Below are 24,927 nucleotides of genomic sequence, written 5' to 3'. Positions count from 1 at the left end.
TATTTGTGAATGAACAAAAGATAGGCGTTCGCTGACCCAATTCAAAAAAGGAACGCAACGATGACGCTATCAGTAACATCAAAACAAAAAATGGACGGTGTGTATATGATTTCACCCGCCGGCCGCCTTGACACCAATTCTTATCCAGGGCTGGAAGAACGGGTGGATTTGGTTCTGCAGGAAAAGCCGCACACCCTGGTATTCGATATGGCCGCGCTCGAGTATATCTCCAGCATGGGCGTCCGGGTTATCGCCAAGGCCCAAAAGGCCATGAAAGCGTTCGACGGCAAGGTTGTCTTGTTCAATCTCCAGCCGCAGATCCAGAAAGTATTCGACATTATCAAGGCCCTGCCCGCTCAGCAGGTTTTTTCCAATATGGGCGAGTTGGACGATTATCTGGATCGCATGCAGCGTCGGGTCACCGGCTGAGTCCCTCCGTGTCGCCCTTTTTGTTACGGCCATCCCTTTTGTTGCGGCCATCCGCATGGATGGCCTTGGGCCAACGCAATTAACAACAATCTTAAAAAGTAATCAACTTCTCTCCATTTTTAATCAGCTCGGTCAGGTAGGTACCCGCATAAAAGACCTCAACGCCATGTTCTTCCAGAGCGGCAGCCACACCGTAGTCGTCCGCGCACTGTTTACAAGCCATCAGTTTTACGCCGGCCTCCTTCATGCCAGCCATATATTCCTGGATCTTGGGGTCACGCGCAGCCAGACGGGCACTGGGCCCCCAAATCAGCACGGTAACGTCATCCCACCAACCGTTAAGGCGGGCATTGGTTGCGTACATGAAAACCATGGTTTCTGCGACTCCTCGATCCGCACTGCTCCAGATAATGGTCAATCGATTGGGTGTGGAAGATGACATCAATGCCTCCGATGGTTATATTGATGCCCATTGATAGATTCGCCCAAGGTAATCTTTCAACAGACATACTGGGATACAGAGTATATATGGCAACTGTTTTATCACTGAATTAGTTGAAAAACAAACTGTGGTCTTCATTTGGGATTTGTTTTTTAGCTGCCGGTACGGTCCCCCATAAACGATTTCTGACACGGCCCTGTCAAGAAAAATAATGGTCTGCAAACAGCAGCGGGCCTTGCCAGACCACATTGGGCAGGCTTGACATGCCGGACCGGGAAAGATAAAACCGGCCTCAAAAAAATAAAAAATTCCCACCGGTGAGAAGGACAATAGAATGGACAACCCCATTGATGAGTATTGGAAGCTGCGCCTGCAACGAACCCAGAAAGCCCTTGAGGCCAACAATTTTGATGTCTATGTCGCCGACAACAAAAACCTGGCCAAAAAAATAGCCTATGAAACGATCATTCCGGCCATCGCTCCCCAAACGATATCCTGGGGCGGCTCGATCACTTTTGTGGGCACCCGGCTGTACGAAGCACTGAAAAATGATCCTCGCTACACGGTGCTGGACACCTACGACAAAAGTCTTTCACCGGAACAAAGCCTCGAACGGCGTCGTGAATCCCTTTTAGTGGACCTGTTCATCACCGGCACCAACGCCATCACCGAAACCGGCCAATTGGTCAATCTGGACATGATCGGCAATCGTATCGCGGCGCTGACATTTGGTCCCAAAACTGTTCTGTTACTGGTTGGCCGCAACAAAATCGTGCTGGATCAGGAGGCTGCCGTCAAGCGGATTAAAAACTACGCCGCCCCGGTCAATGTCATGCGGCTGGACAAAAAAAGCCCTTGTGGCAAAACCGGTCGATGCGAGAACTGCAGCAGCCCGGACCGCATCTGTAACACCTGGACCATTACCGAAAAAAGCTTCCCCAAAAAACGAGTGAAAATCATTTTGATCAATGAAGATATGGGATTTTAAAAAAGGAAAGCATCCATGACCGTTCAAGCAAATACCTGGCTTTATGTGGCCATTCAAAAGTTCGGCAATGCAGAGCAGATCGTCGGCCAGACCGATACCGAGCATGAGGTCTCTTATATCCCCGCCTTTCTCAGTAAGGATGCGGCCCAGCAGGCCATGTTTCACATGCATCTGGAAAAAAAGGGCAAATACGAATTACAGGCCATCATCTACGAGGATCTTGCCCAGCATGCAATCGAGGGCGGATTTCTCATTTTCGTGATCGATGAGGAAGGCAACGTTGTGGAGCGTCTTCCAGCCGAGGCGTGAGTTGATAAGCCTGGTCACTTGGCGACTGCCTGAAAAGTTTGCATCCTTTCCAATAGCAAGTCTTAGAGCCTAACTTCTCAAACAGGCTCTATGACGGTGTTTTCAGGCAGACGCCGGTTTTGTTGTCTGGCCGGCCGGGACCATGACTTCCGGCATGTCAGACGGCAGGCCTTCCACATAGAGCGACTGACTGGGGAAGGCAAATGCCGTGCCCGCCTCTTCAACGATACGCTTGATTTCATAGGCCAGGCTTTCTTTAATGGCCAGCCACTCCCCCCACAGCGTCGTGCGGGTAAAACAGTAGATCAGAATATCAATGGACGAATCGCTGAACCGGTCGATACGAACAAACGTGGGAACCGCCGACGAGGTGTCAAACGCATCACAATCACGAATATAGTCCTCGATGCCGTCTCGGATCTGGCGCAGTTGATCCACTGTGGTACGGTACTCCACGCCAATCACCCAATAGATGCGGCGATGGCTCATCTTGCTGTAGTTGACCAGTGAATTATCGGACAGCTTGGCATTGGGCACATATACCGGGGCCTTGTCGAATTGCCGGATCAGGGTGGATCGGAATCCGATATCTTCGACGGTACCTTCCACCTCTCCGTCCACCTTGATCCAGTCGCCGGGGTTGAAACGCTTCTCGGCGATAATCAAAATACCGGAGATCAGGTTTTTGAACAAGTCCTGGGCTCCCAGGGCAACGGCAACGCCAAACAACCCCAAGCCGGCAATAATCGGCCCAATGCGGATGCCCCAGATTTCGAGGACGGTGGCCACCCCGATAAATATCAAAGCGACCTTGATGGCCTTGATCAGCCAGTCCACCATGGAAGCCGTAAAATAGCGTTCCAGCTGACGCAAGATGGTGGAAAGCGGCACCACCATATTTCTGAACGCCCAGAAAATAACCAGGACAATCAGCGAACGGACCAGGCGATCGGCAAAAATTTTCAGGCCGCCGGAAAGGGCCAGATAATCAACAGCCAAATAGATCCCAACCACCAAGGGGATAAAGGCCATGGGCCGCTCCAGCACAGCCAGGGCGTCATCGTCAAAACGCGTCTTGGTTTTTTTCGCCAGTCGATGAAACCACCCGATAATCAGTTTAACAAACAGGTTGCGCACCAAAAGGGCCAGCAGAATAATGCTCAAGGCCACGAAAATACGCCCAAAACTGGTCTCAAAAAGTCCCTTTTGCCAGACATCCACAACCAGTATCCAGAATTGTTTCAGCTTTTCCACGGTGTTGATTCCTCATCAGCATGGCCGGAAGCCACGGTTTTGATTCGTCTAAGAGCCTGTTTGAGAAGTCTGGATCAGGCTCGATAACAAGGCGGAAAGTGGCTCAAAAGCGGAGCATATAGGTAATATGTGAGCATTTTGAGACAGTTTCCAACGCCGTTAGCGGGCCTTAGACGGATTTATCAAACAGGCGCTAACAAAATCACGGATGATGGGCAGGACAATATCGCTTTGCTCTAAATGCGGGGCATGTCCACAGTCGGCAATCATTTTGGCAGACACCCGATCTTTGGCACCCCGTCGAATCGCTTCGATCTGGGCGGCGGTCCCATAGGGGTCATCCACGCCCTGGACAGCCAGGACCGGCACCTGGATGGACGGCAGGAAGGCCTCGATGTTCCAGCGCAAAAAGTCCGGATGCAACCAGACATCGTTCCACCCCCAAAACGCACAATCGGTATTTTCTCCATGATACACCGCAAGGCGCGCCTTGAGATCTTCGTTCAGATACCGCCGGCGGGCATCCTCAATGGAACGGCAGGTGATTTTTTCACAAAACACATGCGCCGCCAGGGTCACCACCCCGGCCAGCCCGGGAGCGGGCCGGTCACCGGCATTGATCAGGGCGATGGACCCCCCGTCTGAATGGCCGATCAGAATATGATCGCGGATACCACACTGCTGGATCACCTTGGGCAGCACCACCTGCCCTTCACGGTGCATGAAATCAATTGGCCGCGGCAGCCTGCACGGTGCCGACGCACCATATCCCCGGCGGCTGTAGACCAGTGCCCCACAACCGGTCATTTTGGCCAACCGCGCAGGGATATCACGCCACAGGGCAACGCACCCCAGCCCTTCGTGCAAAAAAATCAGGGTGGGTGCAACCTCGGGCGCAGGACCCAGCCACACCGCCTCAAGCCGGCCGCCATCATCGTCAATGTCCATCGTTGCCTTGTTTTTTGAATAGGACTGGAAAATTTTAATCTCAATTGATATTGAACCCATATCGCTGTGTCAATTAAAAAAATGAGCTTCTAAAAAACCGTATTCAATTGAGAAATGATTACCTGCCACGACATCACGTTTCGCTACCCAGCAGCGGAAACCCCACTTTTCGACGGTCTGGCCCTGACCATCGACAAGCCTGGATTTCATGCGCTTTTCGGGCCATCAGGCGTGGGTAAAACCACCCTGGCGCGCATTATCTCTGGCGATATCGATGGGTTTACAGGCAACATTAAAAACAATACCAACAAGCCGTGCCTGTATACATACAATCGTGAACGTTTGCCCGGCTGGTCATCAGTGGGCCGCCATCTCATAAAAACCACCCCGCCGGGTCGTCAGGCGTTGCGTGAGGAATTGATCGACCATTTTGGGTTGACCGATCTGGTGGGCATGCGGTTCGCGCAGCTTTCCATGGGCCAGTGCAACCGGGTCAACCTCGTGCGCTACCTGCTTCAGACCTTTGGCATCCTGATCATGGATGAAAGCCTGGCCAACGTGGATGAACCCACCCGCCAGACGATTATCTACAAAATCAAAGAAATATTTCCTGACGCCGCCTTTCTCTATATTTCTCACAATGTGGTGGAGGTCGCACGGCTGTGTGACAAAATCGTCGTTTTTCGAGGCGCGCACCGCACCCCCCAGATCGCCATGGTCAAGGGCCAAAACCACCACGCAGACCAGCCCGTGGACAAAATGGCCATGGAGCGTGTCATGCTGGAGATTATGAATGCTGCATAGACGCATCTACCAATTTCTGATTGTCTACCTGTTGGGTATCGGTCTGCTGTTCGGGATTAAATTGGCGCTGAACCTTTCCGACTATGTGATTCCGGGGCCTGCTGGCGTCTGGCAAACCGGGCGGGCGGAATTTGTGCGTTACGCCTGTGATGTGCTGGACACCTTTGCCGTGGCGGTTATCGGCCAGATCCTCTCCATTGCCATGGCGCTGGCTGTGGGCATCGCCGGCCGCCGGGCCACCTGGTTCGGTTCTTTCATCAAAGTGGCGGCCTACAATGTTCAGGCCTATCCCATCGTCGCCATTGCGCCGATCCTGTTTATTCTGCTGGGGGACGGTTTCCTGACGCGTTTGTTCATCGCCGCCATGATCTGTTATTTCCCACTGCTTTTATCCATCATCGGCATCATGAGTGAACCGGTCGACGACATCGAGCATTTTTATCGGGCAACCGGACGATTGCGCTGGCAGCTCGAAGTGAAAATCCGGGCCTTTGAAAACCTGCACAAGCTGACCACAGTCATTTCGGGCAGTGCCACGCTGGCCATGGCCGGCACTATCGTGGCCGAATTCATCGCCGCCAATGCCGGCATCGGCTACAGCATCCGCATCGCCCTGTACCAGAGCGACCTGTCAAAAATATTGGTGGCCTTGTTTATTATCGGGATCACCCTATCCTTGTATCAGGGGATTCTCGAACTGATCGGTTCCGGGGTAAGAAAGGCCTGGGCCGCGGGTTAGCAAGTGTCCATCCAGAAATGGCTAATTTGCCCGACATCGGCGTTGCGCGAAAAATTTAATCCTCGGAATATCAACCATATGCCTGTGGTTAAATTTTTCATCGCGCCTTGATCTCGACCAAATTTTCCTATTTCTGGACGGACACTATCAAAGAAATCAATATGGAGGTTAATCCAATGCGCAATCGCCGATTTCCGTGGAAAATCATCATAGCGATACCAATATCCATTTATATTGCGCTCGCCATTATGGCGCCGACTCCCAGCCAGGCAGCACAGCCGATCGCCTACCGCCTCAAATGGCTGATCAATGCCAGTACCGCCGGCGACGTGGTCGCAAAGAATCAGGGTTTTTTTGCCCGGGAGGGATTGGCGGTGGAGGTCAAGGCCGGCGGGCCGGAACGCGATGCCATCCGGGAATTGGAACTGGGGTATGCCCAGTTTGGCGTAGCCTCTGCCGATCAGGTCATTCGCGCCTTGTCCAAGGGGGCCTCGGTGGTCGTGCTGGCCCAGTTGTTTCAAGTCAATCCCCTGCAGTGGATCTATCGGAAAGACGACTTTTCCCTGACGCATATCCAGGATCTGACCGGCCGAAGCGTGGGCATCACCTACGGTGGCAATGATGAAACCATCATGCGCGCCCTTCTGGCGGTGGCCGGTATCAAAGACAATCAAGTCAAGCTTGCCAGCGTGAGGTATGATTACACCCCATTTTACCAAAAACAGGTCGACGTCTGGCCGGTCTATCGCAACACCCAGGGCATTTTTCTGGCCGACAAGCTCAAAGCCGGTGGTGAGCGGGTGGCGTTTTTCGATCCGTCGGCCCATGGCGTTCGCTTCGTGGCCAACAGTGTGGTCACATCCCGGAAAATATTCGATAGCCAGCCACAGACCGTCAAACGTTTTACCCGGGCGCTTTTAGCCGGTTGGCAGGCCGCACTGCAGCCGGATAAAGCGGATGCGGTGGTCAGCGTTGTGGCCGAGTACGACCGGGATACGGACAAAGCCGTCATTCACCGCCAATTGGCGGTCACCCGCCAAATGATTCAGCCGGATCCATCGATACCGGTCGGCCGTATCGACACGGCGGCCTGGCAACAGACCGAATCGATCATGTTGCAGCAGGGACTGATCACTGATCCGGTAAACGTGGTCGAACGGCTGATCGTCGAGTAACGGCGTCTGCCCCGCCTGGCGCCAGAAATAGGATTGCCCGTTTGAAATCCCCGGATCAGATGTAGGGATGTTCAGGCAGGCACTTAGAGCCTGCTTGAGAAGTCTGGATCAGGCCCGATAACAAGGCGGAAAGTGGCTCAAAAGCAGAGCATATATGGAATATGTGAGCATTTTGAGATACTTTCCAACGCCGTTAGCGGGCCTTAGACGGATTTATCAAACAGGCTCTTACTCTGGATAGCGGGCGCGTACCTTCTCATGCAGCGCATGAGAGCGCATCCACAGGTATCCAGTTCCCTCGTCGTCATCAAAGGAAAGCAGTCGATCGGAAACCGAATCTGACCAGCGATACCGTTCCTGGTGTCCCTGCTCTTCCCGGCCTGGGCCAAAACGGCGGAACGCTTCTGATTTCAGGTCTGTAAAGTCCAGATAATTGCTGACCTCTACGAGAATGGTGTACAGTCCTCCCTGCCAGAAACCGAGAAAAATAGAATCCACACTGGCCCGGCCGAAGTGTTTCCGACGATTGCCAAAGGTATAAAGTTGCACACCACCATAGGCCGCATCGGTTCCCGCCATATGCAAGTCCTTGATTTGTGAAGGCGGCTGCTCCCATTTCAGGCCTAAAAAACCGGTATCCCCCGTTGGGGTCAGGTGGGGCACCAACGGTTGGGGCATTGGGGCGGGCCGGTCAGGTGTTGACGGTGGGTCTGCTGTCGGCGTCTTGCTTTCAATCACTCGCTCCACATCGTTTTCCGGATAGCGGGCCACCCGCCCGTTACGGTAAAAGCAAACATTGCCGTCTTCTCGCCATACTTTTCTGGTCTGAAACATCTCCCCGGATTTGAGGATTACCATGTCGGCGTGGACAACAAGCCCCATCAATTCAAAGATGGTAGCGACAAGGATGAAGAATAGGGTTTTCAGCATCCGTTGATTCCATCCTCCTGCAAGAAATATCATATCTTTAAGCTATCGGTTAAGCGCAATTTAGGTACAACTTATCCTTTGTGTATGGGCGCTGTCAATTATCGCCAACCGATGCGGCCTTACCCAGCAGCCACCAGGATAGATCATCCTAGTTGCAACCGATGGAAAACAAGCGCGGGTTATTCATTAGGTCAGAGCAAGGAGATTGACAGGCGCCCCTTCCTTTTGAGATACTTAAAAAGTAGTACAAGTACTGAACATTCATCTTAATCGACGAATCGTGGCGTGGGAAAAATCAATTCCACTGATCAAAAATACCAAAGGGACTTTTTTGAAAACCAATCTGGAAAATAGTCGGCGGCCATCCCCTCCACGGGTATGGGAATACATATTGCCTGGCGGGTATCGGGTAATGGCGGGAAAAACAGACACAGACAATGACCACCTTAGCCTCAAAACCGCTGCCTCCACGGATTGGTGGTTCCACGTTCGCGGCATGCCGGGTAGTCATGTGGTGCTAAAGGTGGATAAAAACCAACCACCAGACAAAAAAACGTTAAATCAGGCCGCCGCCATCGCTGCCTATCACAGTAAGGCCCGCAACGGCGGTGTCGTTGCCGTCTCAGGAACCCTGGCCCGTCATGTCAGCAAACCCCGTGGTGCCAAACCGGGAACGGTTCAGATACGAAAGGAACGCATTTTTAAAGTTCGGCCGTCGCTACCTGAGGCGGGTTAAGACAATAGCCGCACGCGTTGGTGATAACAAACAAATACGTATAATAAAATGCTTGCTGACTGTCTATTGTCTACAGGACTCACGGTTTAGAAAATCGCCGCCGATAATTGCCAAGAAAAATGAGGTTCTGGGAACCATCGCGCATAGCAGGTAGATTGCGATATAGTACAACCTGACCAAAGGGATGGATCGATGTCAAGCCGTTGGTGTTGATGAATACCTGATGAACATCCGTGCCGTATGATTGCAATGTATTGATCAGTTCGTGGGCCGAGCTTCCGTCAAAGTCTCCGTTAAGTTTAAGGTGAACGCTGTGTTTGCTTTTAAGTTGAGAAATTTTGAAGTTCATGGCCATCGGCTGCCGTCCTTTCTACCTCCGGTGAGCGGGGTCATCCGTTTGCCACAAATGACTGCTGAACAGATCAGCAGTCGTCAGAAATGGGGGGGGTGGTGAAGCGGCAAGAACCTCAAGTCAATTCAGTGATCGCCCAGAACAGCAAACTTCCAGCGCAAATTCATCCTCCACTTTCATCCAAATCAGCTGCCGCTTCACACGCTGGACTTTAAAGCAATCACAGTGCCATCTTCCTAAAAAAAGATTGTTTTTAATTTTTTAAATATATTTTAAATAGTTAAACGCAAATCGGATATTCATAGCGTAAATTGCCAGCAAGCGCTTTTATGAAATGAATTACCCACACATAGGGAATTATCGTAACTCTCAAAGTGGTCGCGGGGTAAAAGAGGCAACCGACAAGGCAGGATAAATTAAAGTTTTTAGTAAACAATCCGATCATAGCCTCAATCGATACGATAATAAACACGGTCGTTACCTTTTCCAGCTGATTCTGAAAAAACCGTTTCTAATCCCATGGGAATCGTTACTATGGCTAATGAAGAAGAAAAAAATAGCCAATTCAGCAACCTAGCGGTTGAAATGAATTTCGTTGATCAGGATAAAGTGGACAAAGCCCAAGTGGTACGGTTACGAATCTTTGAAAAGACCAACGTACGCATGTGTATTGGTGAAGTTCTGATCGAAATGGGTGCGATTACAGCTGCCCAGCGGGATGAAATCTTAGGCATAATTGAAGAAATCGAAATTCAGCCCCAATCCGCCGTATCAGCCCCACCCGCCAAATCGAAAAAGACCAAATCCCGCAAAGAAAAAACAAACGCGAGCAACACGTTTGATATCACCGTCTCCAAAGACAAACTCAAGGCGATCGCCTTTTTTGATGGAAACGTGCCCACAACGGCAGTTGACATTAACGATGTAAAAACCATGCTCCATGCCGAAGGCATCCTGTATGGTATTGCCGACGATGATCAGATCAAGGGATTCCTAGAAGGAAAATTTTGTGTGGGTAAAGATTGGACCATCGCTACCGGCACAGAGCCAATACCTGATACACCACCGCAAATCGTTTATCATTTTGATACAGATCCTTTGAAAATCGGTACGTTGACCGAAGATGGGCTGATGGACTGGAAGGATCGCGGCCTGCTTCCCCAGGTAACAGAAGGGGATCTGCTTGCCGAAAAAATTCCCGGCCCCAAAGGGAAAGAGGGCATGGATGTATATGGAAAAAAAATTCCCATCCCTAAATCCCGTGAAATCCGATTCAAGTGCGCCAAAGGGGCGCGGCGATCGGAAGATGGCATGCAGGTGCATGCCATCGTTTCAGGAATTCCTAAACTTTCCGTATTGGGTGAAATTTCAGTGATGTCGACTCTTCAGATTCCGGGGGACATCTCCCTGGAAACCGGGCATGTTACCTTTGATGGACATATTGAAGTGGCCGGTGCCGTTGAAAAAGGATATCGTGTCAAAGGGGAAAGCCTGCGGGCCAATGAAATACGAGATGCACAAATCGATGTTGATGGGGACATCACCGCCATGAACGGCATTTTTGGTGCGACCATCCGGTGCAAGGGCAATCTGAGAGCCGGGCATATCCATAATGCCAATATCATCCTGGACGGCGACCTTGCTGTGGAAAAGGAAATCATTGACAGTACCATCGAAGCCAATGGTCGCTGCCTGATCAATGATGGCATTATCCTATCGTCCGTGATTTCATCCAAAATGGGAATCACCGTAATGGACATTGGCTCACGCGCCGCCAATCCCAGTGAACTGACGGTCGGTATTGATCAGCAGATGGAACGGAATATAGAAGCGACCCGTCAAGAAATTCAGGCCATTAAATCAGAATCCGACATTCTGCCGAAAACGATCAAAGAGCTGAAAAAACAATCTGATCAGATCAATACAAGGCTGGGAAAAGTGGCCCAGGAACAGGATCGCTGTATGGTTCAACATCGGCAGCTGCAGGAAAAGGTTGAAGCCGGGCTGCTGAAAAAAGAAGGACCCGAGGCGGAAAAGCTGCAAAAAACAATCGATGAGCTAAAGAAGAGACAGGATGCCTATGACACGGATGTGGCCAACCTTATGGCAGAAGATGAATCCGTCAGCCAGGAAATCGCGGAGCTTGAAAAAAAGGTCATAGAGAACAAGGAAACCCTTGAAAACCTGAAAAACCGCCTTGAGGAACTTACAGAGCAAAAAAAAGTGGATGAAGGCATTGCATCAATCAAAGTTGGCGGAAATATTTTTTCTGGCAATGTGATTAACGGTCCCCATAGCAAATTGTTCATTGAAGAAGACCTTAAGCGTTTATCCATTTTCGAAACGGACAAGCCGGATCATGACGGCGTGAAACGCTGGCGGTTCGAGTTGGGACCATATCGTTAATTATTCAGTATGTTCTCGATTTAGAAACACACCAACCGTAAAATAAACAGTTTATTACCACCATATCCACATAAAAAGCGTCTATAGACAGACCGCACAGCCGATTTTCTTTTTCTGAGCACATGAAAAATGGTTTTCACAAGATCTATCGATGCGTATAATGATTGCTGGGGGAAATTGATGTAGATGGTGGAGGCACTTAACCCGCCTTGTATGAATACATTAAATGGAGGAAAAAGATGAATAAAGGTGATTTAGTCAATGAAGTTGCAAAAATCGTTTCTACCAAAAAGCAAGCGCAAGAAGTCATCGACTGTGTTTTTTCGACCCTGACCGCTTCCCTGCAAAGAGACGAACCGGTTCAAATTGCCGGGTTTGGCAGTTTTAAAACCAGCAGGCGTGAAGCACGCACCGGTCGTAACCCCCAAACCGGTGCTGAAATAAAAATCGCGGCCAGAACCGTGCCCAAGTTCGTCCCTGCCAAGGCCCTTAAAGATGCCGTAAATTAATGAGGCAATCAGCACCAATCAAAAGGCAGGGTCTTTGGACCCTGCCTTTCTTTTTAGGCGGTTGATTTTCTGGGTGTCGGCATTGTTTGTATTATCAGGATGAAACGCCGACATGCCGATGGATAAAGGGATATGCAGCAAGTTCGCTCTCTTTTCACCCATACCCAATTCATTGACTTTCATCATGGGTGTTGCTAATACAACATCCATGGAATCAGGTGAAATTGTAGAATATATTGACGATCAGAAAATCATCTGCGCGATGGTCATGGAGCGTGGCAATCACCGGCTGAAATTGTTGACCGAACAGAACCGGGAAATCAAACTGGCCCTGCAACGGCTGTCACACCGCGGAACAACAAAGCTGAATCCAACCGAAGGCAGGGATCGGCTGGCAGCATTGTTGCGCAAGCGATCCAACCAACGCAACGAAATCGCTAAAACCATTACCATCGAAGAGCTCTGGGAAATTCTTAACCAGGAACAGACCTGGATCGATCTAAAAACCATGACCGGCTTGTGTTTCCCAGACGAAACAGATGATGATCATGAATCAGGGGTTATCCGTGCCCTGTTCAGCAATCGTCGCTACTTCAAATTCAAGCCCGATCGCTTTTTTCCCCACACTATCGACCAGGTGAATGCCATTATTGCACAAGAAGAAAAAGCCGCCCGGAATCAAAAGCTGATCGATTCCGGTGCCGCCTGGCTCCAGTCCGTTCGATCTGGGGTAACAGATGACCCACCATCACAACATATCGAATTAACTGAAATACTTAAATCGTATTATCTGTTCGAAAAGGAAAGCCCCTACAACAATTTAGCAAAAGCCATGTTGAAAAAGGCAGGCATCACATCCACAGAGGTAATTTTCAGCCATTTGGTTGCTGTAGGCGCCTGGACACTGGATGAAAACATTGACCTGCTGCGGTATAAGCTACCAACCCATTTTCGACCGTCTGCCATTGACCAAGCCCAGTCAACATCAAAAAAAAAGGTCGATTTTTTTAAAGAAAGGGACAGAGTGGATCTCACCCACCTGTCCACCATCACCATCGATGGTCAATCCACGCTGGATTTCGATGATGCGTTGAGTATCCAACCCCGTGATGATCATTTTCTCGTCGGCATCCATATATCCGACGTTGCCCACTATATTAAAAAAGACGATGTTCTGGACCAGGAGGCAAGGTTCCGCGGCAGTTCCATTTATATGCCGGACCATCGAATTTCCATGACCCCGCCGTTGTTGTCGGAAAACCTGCTTAGCCTGAAAAAGGATCATACGCGGCCGACTATCAGCACCATGGTCAAAATCAGTTTGGCAGGAGATATCATCAGTTACGATATTTTTCCCTCGATTATCCGCGTCAGGCATCAACTCAGCTATTTTGAAGCCAATATCAACGCCGAGGCAAGCGAGGCCATCACCCAGCTTTATGATATTGCCTTAAAATTTAGAGAAAAACGCTTGAGCCAGGGAGCGGTCCAAATCATCCTGCCGGAAATCAATGTCTGGCTGGATGAATCCGGCAAACCGGTCGTCAGCCGGATCAATCGTGAAAGTCCCGGTCGCATGCTGATCGCCGAAATGATGATTCTATCCAATTGGCTGTCGGCTCGCTTCCTGGTTGAAAAGGATATTCCGGCCATTTTCCGGTCCCAAGCCAAACCCAAAAATAGACTGTTAAAAAATGGGACCGGTACATTATTTCAGAACTGGATGCAACGCAAACAACTCAACCGGTTTGTATTGCGCCCCACCCCCGAGCAACACTGCGGATTGGGGCTTGACGCCTATGTAACCGCGTCCTCTCCAATCAGAAAATATTTTGACCTGGTCACCCAGCGTCAGTTGCGGGCGGCACTGGGCCTTGAAAACGCTTATACGGCAAAGGAAATTGAAGACACCATCGAGGTGCTGTCCCAACCCATGGCCAATATCGGTCGAATCCAGTTTCGCAGAAACCGGTATTGGCTATTGAAACATTTGGAGGAACGGATCGGTGAAAAGGAAGAGGCCATCGTCCTTCAGCGACGCCGCAACGCCTATACCATTTTGCTTAAAAATTACATGATTGAATGTGCATTGCCTCAGTCCAGCGGCATCGACCTGAAACCCGAAGATCTGGTACAAGTCACCATTCAGCATGTCAACGCCCGTAACAATATCCTGTCTGTTTTTATGGGATAGTCTACTTAAGCCCTCACCTACTGTATAGGCGCGAACACGTATTGGTATTCCTGAAAGCTATATCCAATTCAAAAAAGATGTTAACATCATCGATTATAAGGCCCTATCAAATCGGGAAAAACTCCCGAATTACTTTTGACATTTTGTCGGTTCCGGCATGTCGACGGAATCCGCCAAAGCACCTTTTCCTATGCGAACTTGTTGACATTCTTAAAAAATGACTTACAATGATGCGTTAGTTATTGTCTTTTACATGCATTTTCGGAAGGTGCCATAAGCTTAACAAATAGCATGAAAAATTCGGGAGTTTTTCCTTGACCCCTAAATCAATATTCAATATAGAGTCATTTTCAAAATAAATAACATTCAGTCAGAAAGTAAACGCACAATGGGTATTCAAGAACGAAAAGAAAGAGAGAAAGAACGAAGACGACAGCAGATCATTGTAGCTGCCAAAAGGGTCTTTTCTGAAAAGGGCTTCAATAAAGCCACCATGGAAGACATCGCCAAGGAAGCGGAATTAAGCCCGGGCACCCTCTACCTATATTTCAAAAACAAAGAAGAGTTGTATGCCTCATTGTCTCTTCGCATCCTTCAGTACCTTCATATTCGGGTCACCCACGTCAATAAAGATACAACCCTGTCCCCGGATCAGAAAGTCAAAGCGCTTATGGAAGCCATGTATGATGTCTATGACTTTGATCCGCTGATCATTATCAATATGTTCCACCTGCAGTCCAGCGAGACCCTGAAGAACCTGTCGGAAACACTGCTAAATGAGATCAAGGATCTTTCCCGACGATCCAATAGCGCCATCGCCAAAATCTTTGAGGAAGGCATTAAGAAAGGGATTTATGTCGACCGTCACCCAATGGCCATGGCCGACATTTTTTGGTCCATGTTCTCTGGCGTTGTATTGTTCGAAGCCAGTAAAAAAATCATTGATCCTGGCAAAGACTACCTGAAATCCACACTTACTGTGGCATTTGAAATTTTTGAACAAGGTATTCGAAAAAAGAAGGCCTGATCCTGTAACCACCATTTATGGAATCCCTTAAAACGAAGAGATTCTGAACCAAGCCCTCCTGGAACTCTGGCAGTATTCCCAGGTCAGCTGATTGCAGATTCGACCATCTTCTCAATCCCCATACAAGATAATATACCAGCACTTGGTAACGCTTGTTATGGGGATGTGTATTTCAAGAATTCGCCACCAACCGAACTTTACAGCGTCTATCCACTGGGTAGGCGCTGTTTCATAAAATGGGAAGAGCAATGATTGGAACCATCGTCAATACCGCGGCAATTGTTGCCGGTGGAACTGTCGGTTTGCTATTAACGCGTGTCAATAAAGAGCGTTATCAAACGACAGTGATGCAAGCCATCGGATTATCCGTTATCTTTATCGGTATCCATACCGCTCTGAAGGCAACCGATTTATTAGGTGTTATCATCTGTATGTCGGTAGGCAGCCTCTTGGGTGAGTTTTTAGATATTGAATTGCGTATTGAAGCACTGGCATCCTGGACTGAAAAACGTCTTGACCGAACAGACAAAAGTTCGTTTTCCAAGGGTTTTGTTACTGCCAGCTTGATTTTCTGTGTCGGATCCATGGCGATTGTCGGGTCATTGGAAAGCGGCTTGGTCGGCAATCATACAACCCTTTTCGCCAAGTCACTGCTCGATGGAATCACCTCCATCGTTTTTGCCGCCACATTTGGCGGAGGGGTGATCCTTTCCGCCATTCCCGTATTGATCTACCAGGGGACGATCACCATGGGAGCGTCCCTGCTCAAACCATTTCTGGGTGCCAATGTAATCGCCCAGATGTCGGGTGTGGGAGGGCTTCTTATTGCCGCAATCGGATGCAACATCCTAAAACTGACTCATATCAAAGTCGGCAATATGCTTCCGGCTGTTTTTTTACCAATCGCCTACTTCGTGGTGTTACAGCTGTTTTAGGAAAGAGCGCTCGTAAAAAGGCCTCACAAAAGCCTTTAAGTAAATAGGAAGTACCCACCAACAGAAGCGTATACAAGAGCTACCGGGATTGGAAGAATGCAATACCCCCATCCTCAACAGATGGGGGTATTTGGTAAACATTGCAGCTGTTGATCCAACTGATCCGAAAGAATTTTTGGTTTTTTGGATTCAATCAGTCTTTCGGGTGGCACTCAATGCAGCCGGTGGGACCTGTGGTCGGCAGTTTGCCGTCGATGCTGGTCAGGGTATTGGCCATTTCTTGAATATCAAGTTTCATGGTCTTATGACATCCGATACACTGACCATGGAAGGCATTTTTGTAGTATCGAAAGGCCTGATCCTTGTCTACGGTTTTGCCATCTTCTTTTCTGGGTAGAGCCTCCAGATCATGACAGCCACTGGTCAGACAGCCGGTAATTGGTTCGGTACCTTGCCAAGTGTGGTGGCAGCTGTTGCAGGCAAGAGTCATGTGCTGGCTATGCGGGAATTCCACAGCCGCCCGTCTGGATTCAACCGCATCCGGTGCCTCCAGCGTAATGGTCCCCATGGGAACAATCATTTCCTCATTTTCGACAGCCGTTTCCTCTTCGGCGACTTCGGCAACGGCAACCCCCAATGAGGCACAGGCAATCATTCCGATGAGCAACACGATTCCCACAAACGATAAGCTACGCATACGCTTCCCCCTCCTCCATTTCGATTCTTATCTGGGCTTTGTTCGATGAAAAATCGAAGCAGATATAAACCCAAATCCATTTTTTTTCAATGAATAATTGGCAGATGGTTGGATAAAGGGCAGCGTCGGTGTTACAAAAACCGCCGATCCCAATTGCAAACAAGCCTAAAATCAGTCTTAAATTAGATATTTCAGCTTAACATCAGAATCGATTGATCAGCGAACGGCGCGAACATTTCCGCAACTTTCTTCATTTTTTGAAAGCCTTGTGAACACGGTTTCCGGTACGGATGTCACCACATCCACAACACGATGATAGCCTCGCACAAAAGAGTCCGAGGTCCAATACCAGTTAGCACCGCTGCCTGGAAAATAAGGGCTGCTCTTATAGATGCCGGCCAGTTCGCCGGCCGTTGGAAGCCGCCAGTCCGTATGACGGCCGACATTCAATTGCTCAACGTAGGCTTTGGCGGTTCTATAGGAAATGCAACGTCCTAATTCCAAATACGAATCGATAAGGCACCAGGTAAGTCCGGTAACCCGGTCGGTAACCGTTCCATCGCCATTATCGGTGTACCGGCGACTGACACTGCGAAGCTGTTTGGATACCTGCTCACGAATTTGTAAAACGCGTTGTTTCTCTTGATCCCGGCGGGCTTTTGCGGCCTGCTGACGCAAAAGCGCCTGGCGCTGTTGTTCGTCCTTTTTCCGGGCATGAATGGCAGCCAGGCGCTCCGGCTCCAGCGTTTTCAACAAATTCCTGGCGTTTGCGGTATACGGACCGCCTGGATGTTGCTGAATATAATTCTCTACGCGCCGAATACGACGGTTGACATCATTGCTCGGATTGGTGGCATACGCTTCAGTCTCTTCCCACTCGGTCTTTTTGCCAAGCTCGGCATTCAATGCCTCCACCTTATCCAGAATGGCGGCTTTCTGGGTTGTCTGCGGTTGATTTTTAAGATAATCGGTATAGATCTGCTTGGCTTGAACGTAGTTGTCACCGGATAGCTCCGCCTTGATGATCAATTCCACCAAATCTTTTTTGTCTTGCAGTGTGCGCCGCAGAGCCCTGACTTTTCCCGCTGAGGGGAGCATGGCAAAATCGGTTAGAAAACGATCACACAGGTCAAGGCAGCCATCCCAGGCTTCTTGTTTATCGCAGGCGCTGGCCTGTTTCTCAAGCCGCTGGTAATATTGTTCCCCCAATTCTGCCAGCATTTGGTTGACGGTCTGCCGCTCGGCCCCCTTGGGGAACTGGTTAAGATATGCCTGATAGGCCGTGTAGCGTGCCTTGAGATCATCTTGGGGAAGCTTTTTTAAGGAATTAAAATCGGCGGTTGCCATATTTTGGCGAATACCGTCAATGGCCTCGTTAATTGACTCCGCATAGACGCTGCTGGGGTATTTAGATAAAAATACCGTGTATAAAGACAGTGCCTTCTTTTCGTAATGGTCATCGATGGGCAGATCTTCGACGTCCGCGATGGTCTTTTGATAGTCCCGCTTTTCTATCTCAATGTTGGCCCGGTTCAAACGTTTTTCCAATTCAGCAAAATGCTTATCCCCAGGATAGGATTTGAGATATTTCATCAACAAAACAATCTGGCCATCGAGCGCTTTTTCAGCTGCAAGGTCAGCCATAAGCGTCTCGTAGCGTTGATTGGCCTGGTAATACGTGAGAAATTTGGCACCTCCAAGGCCAACACCCACCAATAGGGCCACGATCCCCAAGGCGATCAGCAATTTGGTGGTCCGGCTGCGTTGGTTTTGCTTGCCAATCGAGGTATCCACAGCCTTTTCAAAAGGTTTGATGTCCGGAGCATCCGCTATTACGATGGGCTGGAATTCTTGCGTGGCACCCGCTTTTTTTGCAACGGGTGGTGGTGGTGGCGGGGCTGCTTTTTTTGCCGGCGGCTTCTTTTTTGGGGTTTGCCGTTGATCCGTATCCGGCGAGTCTTTTTGGGACGGTGGGGCTGACGAATCCGCGCCACTTTCGTCTTTGATTTTCAGACTCTCCATCATCACGTGCATGAGCGGTTCGTGAATTTCTCTTTCCCGATCGGCATCTGCCGGTTCAATCTGAATGGACGCATTGTCCCAACTGATGATCTGGTAGGCCGCCTCGCTGCCGCCTTGATTCTCACATTGCGCGGCAATCAGACTGCCGCCGTCCAGGTACAGATAGCCGACACGATCGCCGCTGGCGACCTTCAGTGTATAAGTGGCCCCCTCCATTTCCGACATCTGGAGAAAAGACGGCAGGCTGATACCGTGAATCTGCCCGCCGATATCGGACATCGCTTCTATCTTTTTTTTGCTTAGAAATTTTTTAACCAGGGTCCCCAGCTGGCTGTAATCCGCGTTGCTCATGTCAGGAGAGCAAAAGCCCAGGTGGACCTCGATTTTGTCCGCATCCCGCTGCCAGGGCCATAATGCCCCGTAATACGACCCCGTCTTGAGTTTCTTTTGGAAAAACGCCTGATCCTTGCGGATCCCGCCCAGGTATTTAACGGCAGGGTCAAATCGCAGACCGACGGGTAAACTTTTTCCGGGTGCTTTGACCGGTTTACCAAAAAAATCGGTCATGATTCCCATCAGTTCATCCATGCCACGCCCGGATGCGGTTACCTGATACAGACTGCGCGAGTCCTCATAGAAACGCGAGCTCAGATCCGGCAGGTCATCAATCCCCTTTGCGAGCGTCAAAAAACCGACCAGAATCGCTTCATTTTTAGCAATGTCCTGGATTTCTTTGCTGTCACCGGTCAATAGCTCTTCGATAAGTGACGAAATCATAAAATATCGTGTCCTGTCATGTTTCCCGAAATATTTGAATAGGACAGACCGGGCCGATGATAAATACCAGCCGCAACCCACATGTGCCGCGACAAGATGCAAGCCAATGATCCAGTTTCACTTGGCAGTGAAGGCAATGCCACCTGAAATGTTATATTTATCAATGATCTATAGCAGATGGTAACGAATATTGTCAAAGCCGGGATCATCGTTTTGTGATCGTCAGCAACCGTTTTCTTTTTCGGCCAAACGATTGAAAACTATAGCTGAAATAAAAAATCCATCCATTGATGGATTCCCCCACAGGATCGTGGCGGCATTGGGAGAGAATGCAAGGCCGGACCATTTTCCCGACACCTTATCCGCCCGGGTCGGTCCCATGGCTTTACCAGGCTACATTGTTGATCTGGCAAGGCTCGAATGGCGGCTGCATCAGACCCAATCCCTTGCCCTTGATCTGCCCTCCCGGATCAACCATGCCATGGTCAACCCAACCTTGACAATCCTCGAGTCACCCTGGAAACACCTGGCAGAGTTGATCCGGATGAATGCCGACGGCGTGACCCCAATCGAAGAACCCAGTCATGTAATCATATGGAAGCACCCTCAAACCGGGGCATTGCACTACGAAGAAGCCAAACCGATCGATTTATTGGCCTTGAAACTCATTGTCGAACAGATCGATCCCAAAGCAGTTGCGCCCCTTGGAAACGGGAATGCAACACCAGGAGACCTTCAACACGCCATTGATCAGGCTGTCACCCAGGGGATGCTTCTTTCTCCAGGCTCCCGGATACATAGAACCGCTTTTCGTGAAAACAGGGTTGATCCGTGTTTCGAACCATTTCTCACAACCGATGTATTTACCCTTCAATGGCATATTACCCAGCACTGTGACCTTCATTGCAAGCACTGCTATGATCGTAGTGATCGGGCTGCCATGTCAGAGGCCGAGGCCATGAAGGTCCTCGCTGATTTATTTGACTTTTGCCGGCATATGCATGTCCGCGGGCAAGTAACGTTTACCGGTGGCAATCCAATGCTTTATCCCCATATCGAATGTATTTACCGGGCTGCAACGCAATACGGTTTCGGCATCGCCATTTTGGGCAACCCGGGCCCCATCGATGACATCCGTAGATTAAAAAAAATTGCCCAGCCATTGTATTTTCAAGTCAGTCTGGAAGGGTTAGCCAGCCACAACGACGTTATCCGCGGAAAAGGCCATTTTGATCGTACGATCCGGTTTTTGGAGCAATTGCGTGGATTGGGAATCTTTACCATGGTCATGCTCACCCTCACGCAGGACAACCTGGACCAGATTTTGCCGCTGGCAGCCGACCTGAAGAATCGGGTGGATGCATTCAACTTCAACCGCCTTTCCGCCGTTGGTGAGGGTGCCACCCTGGCGATGGTCGACCGTGAAAAATTTGCCACCTTTTTACAGGAATATCTCAGCGCCGCTGAAGGCAACCCGATCATGGGCCTTAAAGACAATCTGTTCAACATTATTCGTCACGAATCCGGACACCCCCCAATCGGCGGGTGCACCGGTCACGGCTGTGGAGCGGCCTTTAATTTCCTCGCCCTTTTGCCTGACGGCGAAATTCATGCCTGTCGCAAATTCCCCTCTCCACTGGGGAACATACTGGATACGAGTCTGATCGATATCTATCATCGCCGAGCAGCCGAGCGCTATCGTGCCGGCAGCCTGGCCTGTGGTCAGTGCCGGCTGAATCCGGTCTGCCGGGGATGTATGGCCGTCAGCCACAGCCTGGGTTTGGATATTTTTAATGATAAAGATCCCTTTTGCTTCTTCTCCTGTCAAGTCACTCCGGCCTAATACCAACCATTGCAGCTCCTTGTATCTGTTCCCCTTTTGCCGACCGGCCGCATTTATTAACGTTGCCGTTAAACACGATAATGTTTGGTGAAAAAATGCCGATAGCATAGCCAATTCCAGCGACCTTACATCTATCAGAAAATAATGGGAAGATGACTATAGAAGGCAATACGTCAACACTTGACAGCGACCCGTTTACAGCGGCTTTTCTGCTCCCCCACCCCATTGTATCGCCATCTCAACCCATCGCCATATCCCCGCTTAAAACGACCATTGGACGGTCCCCCCGCAATACCATTGTTATTTCATCAACGTCCGTTTCCCGCCGACATGCCACGATCATCTTCCGTGAAGGCAGTTATTATGTAAAGGATAGGGATTCACGCAACGGGACATTCATCAATGATGAAAAAATCACGGTCAGCAGGCTTCATCATCATGACCTGATTGCCTTTGGGGATCAGTGTTTCCTGTTTTTAGAACAATCGGCCAACAAAAAAGGAAAACAGCTCGACTGTATTCAGAATGCAACCAGCACCATTACGCTCAGTGGTGATGAAATCGATCCCGGCAGCCTTTACGCCTGCGCAGCGGATCGGGCCCGTCTAGCCCTTTATCCAAAGGAGGAGGGGCGTACCCTAACGGATGCGGTCCCATCCGATCAGAGAGAAGGTGAAGCATCGTCATCCGGCAGTAGGGGTTTTCAGGAAACAGCTCAAGCGCATCCGGATCATGTGGCAGACGGAACTGCCCCCACCAGTGGTTTGATGCAAGCGCACCAACGATTGTCATTGCTCTACCAGTTAAGCGAACGGATGAGGGGAAATCGAAACACAAATAAAATCCTAAACGAAGGCTTGGATCTGATTCTGGAGGCGATTGCCGATGCGGATCGCACGGCCATCATGCTACGCACCGGTCATGAGGGGCAACTGAAGTTGGCCGCGTATCGCAAAAGCAACAATCAGGATCAGGACGCCCAGCTCCAAATCAGTCGGACCCTTTTAGGTTGGGTGTTATCAGAAAAAATTGCCCTGATGACTCAAAACGTGTTGGATGATGCCCGCCTGAAAGATTCTCACAGCATCCGGACCACTCGCTATAACGCCATCATTTGCGTCCCGATTATCTTCAAAAACAAAGTCATCGGTGTCCTGTACGTTGACTCGGCCAATCCGGTGGCCCAGCTCACCCAAGACGATGTCGCTTTCACAGCTGCCATTGCCCATGAACTGGCCCTGACCATTGTCAACATGCAGCTGCAACAAACCGCCATCCGTAATGAACGTATGGCGGCCATTGGGCTGACCATATCCAATCTGGCGCATAACATTAAAAATCTGACCATGATGAACCAGAACGCCGTTGATTTGATGAAGATACATCTGGACCGGATTAAAGATCAAAAAGTCGAAAAATGCTGGCAAATTATCGAAAAAGGCCTTTCCCGGGTCAATGCCCTGTCAATGGAAATGCTTGATTATGCCCGTGAACAGGACTCGTCCCCCACCCCCATGGACATCAACCGGGCCATTGAAGACAATACAGCAGCCATTATCCCGCAAACCCAGGCCAATGGAATCAAGCTGGTGTTCGACCTGGCCCCCGATCTTCCCTCTTGGACCATTGACAGTAAGGAATTTCAACGGGCCCTGATCAATCTGATTGTCAATGCCATTGACGCCATTGGGGATCAGCCGGATGGAGAAATCCGGATCCGCACCGCGCTTGAAAAAAACATGCATTTAGTGGTCGCCGTTGAGGATAATGGATGTGGCATTGATGCAGACAAACAACCCAAAATTTTTGATCTCTTTTTTACCACGAAAGGCACCAATGGAAGCGGGCTGGGCCTTCCCATGGTCAATAAGTTTTTACGCGCATCGGGCGGCCGATTGGTGTTCGAATCCCAAAAAGATATCGGAACGACCTTTAAAATGGTATTTCCGCCAAGTCCGGAGTTGAAACACGGCACCCTTTGACAAGTGACTTGAATGGACTTGACGGGAATCATTCCCTTCGGTATAAATCAGCAATCGAAATGCAGGGCCAAGAAGGCCCGCCATTGTTTCCCATAATATACTCGGTTGTTATTTTAGGCCACGAAGGCACCGCCATGACCTACCATTGCGCGGTTTTATCGTGGCCTTTTTTGTTTCCAGTTAGACAAAAGGGTCCCAAAAAAGTGATGGTTTTTTTGAAAAAAAAAATTTGTGTGATCGATGGCCAGGGAGGTGGCATCGGTGCCACGGTAATCAAATATATCAAATCTGCTTATGGCGAAAAGATTGAACTCATCGCCCTGGGGACCAATGCCATCGCCACCTCCCAGATGTTGCGGGCCGGTGCCAACAAGGGTGCATCCGGAGAAAATGCCATTTGTCACACGGTTAAGGGTGCACAATGTATTGTCGGCCCATTGTCCATTTCATGGGCCAATGCAATGCTTGGAGAAGTCACCCCTAAAATTGCCGAAGCGGTAATGTCCTGTGCGGCCACCAAGTTCCTGCTGCCATTGTTTCAGGAAAATGCGGAAATCATGGGAGTGATGGCGGAACCCTTACCTCATTTAGTCCAACAATTGGTGGAAAAGCGTTTAAAGGAGGTTATTGATCATGTGTGAAGCCAATGCCTATTTGGTAAAAAACGGTGAGGAAATTTTGCTCATGAAATCCGTTGACGTAGTGGAGCCCGAAGCGGACGGCACATTTCGATTGGTCGGGATTTTCGGTGACCAGATGACGGTAAAAGGCCGGATCAAACGGATGAATCTGGTGGACCATCGGATTTTATTCGAGGAATGACAAACCAATTTATCTATCTCATCCTGCCAAGGGCGGCCAGGTGAGGCGGTAAGCGGATAAAATCATCATTGTTATCGAGATTGGCCTTGACCTCCATGGGGGCATAGGATTTTCCCAGCCCGTTGAGTTTGTTTTCGGCGATGTTGGCCGTTGTGATGATGTTGTCCATGGCCGCATAGATCGGCTTACTGGTAATCCGGCTGATGTTTTCAACACAATCCCCCCCGGCATAAATATCCGGATCGGATGTGCGCATGCGATCATCGACCTTGATCGCCCCGGTTTCTCCAATCTCAAGGCCCATGTCCCGGGCCATTTGGATGTTGGGACGAACCCCAACGGCAATCAGGACCATGTCCGCGGGATACTCTGCCTTGTCGGTGATCACACGGGTCACGTTACCACGGTCATCGCCGTCTATTTTCACGACCCGCTCGGAAAGCTTGAGCGCAATGCCGTTTGCAGCGAACTCATTGTGGACATGGTAGGCAATCTCCGGATCAAGCAGCGGCCCCATCACCTTGTCGAAAAACACATGTCGGTTAACAAAAGGCTGGCCACTGGCGACAAGGATGAAGATGCTCGCCAGTGCCCTACTTTTACCCAA

At 49.8% G+C, this 24,927-nt stretch carries 24 protein-coding genes; 16 read left to right on the top strand and 8 right to left on the bottom strand.

From position 1 onward, the window contains the following. The first annotated feature begins 60 nt into the window (after positions 1-60). Positions 61-429, top strand: a complete 369-nt coding sequence (locus tag Dvar_RS12010; protein WP_419661941.1) for an STAS domain-containing protein — start codon at positions 61-63, stop codon at positions 427-429. A gap of 91 nt (positions 430-520) precedes the next feature. On the opposite strand, the gene Dvar_RS12005 is transcribed toward Dvar_RS12010, so the two are convergent. Further along, the gene (locus Dvar_RS12005) at positions 521-871 is read right to left on the bottom strand and encodes a DsrE family protein (protein WP_419661940.1); all 351 of its coding nucleotides are present in this window, start codon (positions 869-871) and stop codon (positions 521-523) included. Positions 872-1,205: 334 nt separating this feature from the next. Between Dvar_RS12005 and Dvar_RS12000 the strand changes: the two genes are divergently transcribed. Both Dvar_RS12000 and Dvar_RS11995 read left to right on the top strand, forming a co-directional pair. Further along, positions 1,206-1,859, top strand: a complete 654-nt coding sequence (locus tag Dvar_RS12000) for a lactate utilization protein (RefSeq protein ID WP_419661939.1) — start codon at positions 1,206-1,208, stop codon at positions 1,857-1,859. Between the two features lie 15 nt (positions 1,860-1,874). After that, a complete protein-coding gene (locus Dvar_RS11995) occupies positions 1,875-2,168 on the top strand; it encodes a hypothetical protein (RefSeq protein ID WP_419661938.1) in 294 nt (97 codons plus the stop codon). A 102-nt stretch (positions 2,169-2,270) separates the two neighbouring features. Here the strand turns inward: Dvar_RS11995 and Dvar_RS11990 are convergent, their stop codons facing one another. Continuing rightward, positions 2,271-3,422, bottom strand: a complete 1,152-nt coding sequence (locus Dvar_RS11990) for a mechanosensitive ion channel family protein (protein WP_419661937.1) — start codon at positions 3,420-3,422, stop codon at positions 2,271-2,273. A 159-nt stretch (positions 3,423-3,581) separates the two neighbouring features. Continuing rightward, positions 3,582-4,430 carry an alpha/beta fold hydrolase gene (locus tag Dvar_RS11985; RefSeq protein WP_419661936.1) on the bottom strand — a complete coding sequence of 283 codons (849 nt, stop codon included), beginning with the start codon at positions 4,428-4,430 and terminating at the stop codon, positions 3,582-3,584. Positions 4,431-4,484: 54 nt separating this feature from the next. On the opposite strand from Dvar_RS11985, the gene Dvar_RS11980 reads away from it, so the two are divergent. The 3 genes from Dvar_RS11980 to Dvar_RS11970 all read left to right on the top strand — a co-directional run bounded on the left by Dvar_RS11980 (position 4,485) and on the right by Dvar_RS11970 (position 7,088). Continuing rightward, complete coding sequence (locus Dvar_RS11980; protein ID WP_419661935.1) at positions 4,485-5,174, top strand: ATP-binding cassette domain-containing protein; 690 nt, start codon at positions 4,485-4,487, stop codon at positions 5,172-5,174. Further along, complete coding sequence (locus tag Dvar_RS11975) at positions 5,164-5,913, top strand: ABC transporter permease (protein ID WP_419661934.1); 750 nt, start codon at positions 5,164-5,166, stop codon at positions 5,911-5,913. Before Dvar_RS11980 ends, Dvar_RS11975 begins: the two co-directional genes overlap by 11 nt. Before the next feature lie 176 nt (positions 5,914-6,089). Then, complete coding sequence (locus Dvar_RS11970) at positions 6,090-7,088, top strand: ABC transporter substrate-binding protein (RefSeq protein ID WP_419661933.1); 999 nt, start codon at positions 6,090-6,092, stop codon at positions 7,086-7,088. A gap of 228 nt (positions 7,089-7,316) precedes the next feature. Here the strand turns inward: Dvar_RS11970 and Dvar_RS11965 are convergent, their stop codons facing one another. After that, positions 7,317-8,018 carry a hypothetical protein gene (locus Dvar_RS11965; protein ID WP_419661932.1) on the bottom strand — a complete coding sequence of 234 codons (702 nt, stop codon included), beginning with the start codon at positions 8,016-8,018 and terminating at the stop codon, positions 7,317-7,319. Between the two features lie 331 nt (positions 8,019-8,349). Between Dvar_RS11965 and Dvar_RS11960 the strand changes: the two genes are divergently transcribed. Next, on the top strand, positions 8,350-8,754 hold the full coding sequence (locus Dvar_RS11960) for an NFACT RNA binding domain-containing protein (RefSeq protein ID WP_419661931.1): 405 nt from the start codon (positions 8,350-8,352) through the stop codon (positions 8,752-8,754). Between the two features lie 79 nt (positions 8,755-8,833). On the opposite strand, the gene Dvar_RS11955 is transcribed toward Dvar_RS11960, so the two are convergent. Further along, on the bottom strand, positions 8,834-9,103 hold the full coding sequence (locus Dvar_RS11955; protein WP_419661930.1) for a hypothetical protein: 270 nt from the start codon (positions 9,101-9,103) through the stop codon (positions 8,834-8,836). Between the two features lie 588 nt (positions 9,104-9,691). Between Dvar_RS11955 and Dvar_RS11950 the strand changes: the two genes are divergently transcribed. From Dvar_RS11950 to Dvar_RS11930, 5 genes are all read left to right on the top strand, one after another. Beyond that, positions 9,692-11,512, top strand: coding sequence for a FapA family protein (locus tag Dvar_RS11950; RefSeq protein ID WP_419661929.1), 1,821 nt, complete (start codon positions 9,692-9,694; stop codon positions 11,510-11,512). A 239-nt stretch (positions 11,513-11,751) separates the two neighbouring features. Next, the gene (locus tag Dvar_RS11945; protein ID WP_419661928.1) at positions 11,752-12,021 is read left to right on the top strand and encodes an HU family DNA-binding protein; all 270 of its coding nucleotides are present in this window, start codon (positions 11,752-11,754) and stop codon (positions 12,019-12,021) included. 112 nt (positions 12,022-12,133) lie between these two features. Beyond that, on the top strand, positions 12,134-14,215 hold the full coding sequence (locus Dvar_RS11940) for a ribonuclease catalytic domain-containing protein (RefSeq protein ID WP_419661927.1): 2,082 nt from the start codon (positions 12,134-12,136) through the stop codon (positions 14,213-14,215). A gap of 388 nt (positions 14,216-14,603) precedes the next feature. Then, entirely contained in the window at positions 14,604-15,242 is a 639-nt protein-coding gene (locus tag Dvar_RS11935; protein WP_419661926.1) for a TetR/AcrR family transcriptional regulator, read from the top strand. Between the two features lie 248 nt (positions 15,243-15,490). Then, positions 15,491-16,177: a DUF554 domain-containing protein gene (locus Dvar_RS11930; RefSeq protein WP_419661925.1), complete on the top strand. Its 687-nt coding sequence runs from the start codon at positions 15,491-15,493 to the stop codon at positions 16,175-16,177. A gap of 193 nt (positions 16,178-16,370) precedes the next feature. Here the strand turns inward: Dvar_RS11930 and Dvar_RS11925 are convergent, their stop codons facing one another. Together Dvar_RS11925 and Dvar_RS11920 are read right to left on the bottom strand one after the other, a co-directional pair. After that, positions 16,371-16,874, bottom strand: a complete 504-nt coding sequence (locus Dvar_RS11925) for a cytochrome c3 family protein (RefSeq protein ID WP_419661924.1) — start codon at positions 16,872-16,874, stop codon at positions 16,371-16,373. Positions 16,875-17,090: 216 nt separating this feature from the next. Then, entirely contained in the window at positions 17,091-19,673 is a 2,583-nt protein-coding gene (locus Dvar_RS11920) for a DUF4388 domain-containing protein (protein WP_419661923.1), read from the bottom strand. A 253-nt stretch (positions 19,674-19,926) separates the two neighbouring features. Here Dvar_RS11920 and sbtM point away from each other — a divergent pair, with 253 nt between their 5' ends. The 4 genes from sbtM (at position 19,927) to Dvar_RS11900 (ending at position 24,320) form a co-directional block, all read left to right on the top strand. Beyond that, positions 19,927-21,516, top strand: coding sequence for a thio(seleno)oxazole modification radical SAM maturase SbtM (gene sbtM, locus Dvar_RS11915; protein WP_419661922.1), 1,590 nt, complete (start codon positions 19,927-19,929; stop codon positions 21,514-21,516). Between the two features lie 152 nt (positions 21,517-21,668). Further along, positions 21,669-23,498, top strand: a complete 1,830-nt coding sequence (locus Dvar_RS11910; protein WP_419661921.1) for an ATP-binding protein — start codon at positions 21,669-21,671, stop codon at positions 23,496-23,498. A gap of 206 nt (positions 23,499-23,704) precedes the next feature. Beyond that, positions 23,705-24,139: a DUF3842 family protein gene (locus tag Dvar_RS11905; RefSeq protein ID WP_419661920.1), complete on the top strand. Its 435-nt coding sequence runs from the start codon at positions 23,705-23,707 to the stop codon at positions 24,137-24,139. Then, a complete protein-coding gene (locus tag Dvar_RS11900; RefSeq protein WP_419661919.1) occupies positions 24,132-24,320 on the top strand; it encodes a CooT family nickel-binding protein in 189 nt (62 codons plus the stop codon). The genes Dvar_RS11905 and Dvar_RS11900 overlap by 8 nt, the downstream gene beginning before the upstream one ends. 13 nt (positions 24,321-24,333) lie before the next feature. Here Dvar_RS11900 and Dvar_RS11895 read toward each other — a convergent pair whose 3' ends face one another. Next, a complete protein-coding gene (locus tag Dvar_RS11895) occupies positions 24,334-24,927 on the bottom strand; it encodes an NAD(P)/FAD-dependent oxidoreductase (protein WP_419661918.1) in 594 nt (197 codons plus the stop codon).

The organism is Desulfosarcina variabilis str. Montpellier, from assembly GCF_048565275.1.
Taxonomy (GTDB): domain Bacteria; phylum Desulfobacterota; class Desulfobacteria; order Desulfobacterales; family Desulfosarcinaceae; genus Desulfosarcina; species Desulfosarcina variabilis.
Note: the sequence above shows the minus strand (reverse complement) of the source record. Positions and strands in the feature narration are given on the sequence as shown.

Bases quoted from the DNA above. Each gene is read 5' to 3' on its own strand.
- Dvar_RS12010 (WP_419661941.1), top strand. From the start codon at position 61: ATGACGCTATCAGTAACATCAAAACAAAAAATGGACGGTGTGTATATG.
- Dvar_RS12005 (WP_419661940.1), bottom strand. From the start codon at position 871: ATGTCATCTTCCACACCCAATCGATTGACCATTATCTGGAGCAGTGCG.
- Dvar_RS12000 (WP_419661939.1), top strand. From the start codon at position 1,206: ATGGACAACCCCATTGATGAGTATTGGAAGCTGCGCCTGCAACGAACC.
- Dvar_RS11995 (WP_419661938.1), top strand. From the start codon at position 1,875: ATGACCGTTCAAGCAAATACCTGGCTTTATGTGGCCATTCAAAAGTTC.
- Dvar_RS11985 (WP_419661936.1), bottom strand. From the start codon at position 4,430: ATGGGTTCAATATCAATTGAGATTAAAATTTTCCAGTCCTATTCAAAA.
- Dvar_RS11980 (WP_419661935.1), top strand. From the start codon at position 4,485: ATGATTACCTGCCACGACATCACGTTTCGCTACCCAGCAGCGGAAACC.
- Dvar_RS11975 (WP_419661934.1), top strand. From the start codon at position 5,164: ATGCTGCATAGACGCATCTACCAATTTCTGATTGTCTACCTGTTGGGT.
- Dvar_RS11970 (WP_419661933.1), top strand. From the start codon at position 6,090: ATGCGCAATCGCCGATTTCCGTGGAAAATCATCATAGCGATACCAATA.
- Dvar_RS11965 (WP_419661932.1), bottom strand. From the start codon at position 8,018: ATGCTGAAAACCCTATTCTTCATCCTTGTCGCTACCATCTTTGAATTG.
- Dvar_RS11955 (WP_419661930.1), bottom strand. From the start codon at position 9,103: ATGAACTTCAAAATTTCTCAACTTAAAAGCAAACACAGCGTTCACCTT.
- Dvar_RS11950 (WP_419661929.1), top strand. From the start codon at position 9,692: ATGAATTTCGTTGATCAGGATAAAGTGGACAAAGCCCAAGTGGTACGG.
- Dvar_RS11945 (WP_419661928.1), top strand. From the start codon at position 11,752: ATGAATAAAGGTGATTTAGTCAATGAAGTTGCAAAAATCGTTTCTACC.
- Dvar_RS11940 (WP_419661927.1), top strand. From the start codon at position 12,134: ATGCCGATGGATAAAGGGATATGCAGCAAGTTCGCTCTCTTTTCACCC.
- Dvar_RS11935 (WP_419661926.1), top strand. From the start codon at position 14,604: ATGGGTATTCAAGAACGAAAAGAAAGAGAGAAAGAACGAAGACGACAG.
- Dvar_RS11930 (WP_419661925.1), top strand. From the start codon at position 15,491: ATGATTGGAACCATCGTCAATACCGCGGCAATTGTTGCCGGTGGAACT.
- Dvar_RS11925 (WP_419661924.1), bottom strand. From the start codon at position 16,874: ATGCGTAGCTTATCGTTTGTGGGAATCGTGTTGCTCATCGGAATGATT.
- Dvar_RS11920 (WP_419661923.1), bottom strand. From the start codon at position 19,673: ATGATTTCGTCACTTATCGAAGAGCTATTGACCGGTGACAGCAAAGAA.
- Dvar_RS11910 (WP_419661921.1), top strand. From the start codon at position 21,669: ATGACTATAGAAGGCAATACGTCAACACTTGACAGCGACCCGTTTACA.
- Dvar_RS11905 (WP_419661920.1), top strand. From the start codon at position 23,705: ATGGTTTTTTTGAAAAAAAAAATTTGTGTGATCGATGGCCAGGGAGGT.
- Dvar_RS11900 (WP_419661919.1), top strand. From the start codon at position 24,132: ATGTGTGAAGCCAATGCCTATTTGGTAAAAAACGGTGAGGAAATTTTG.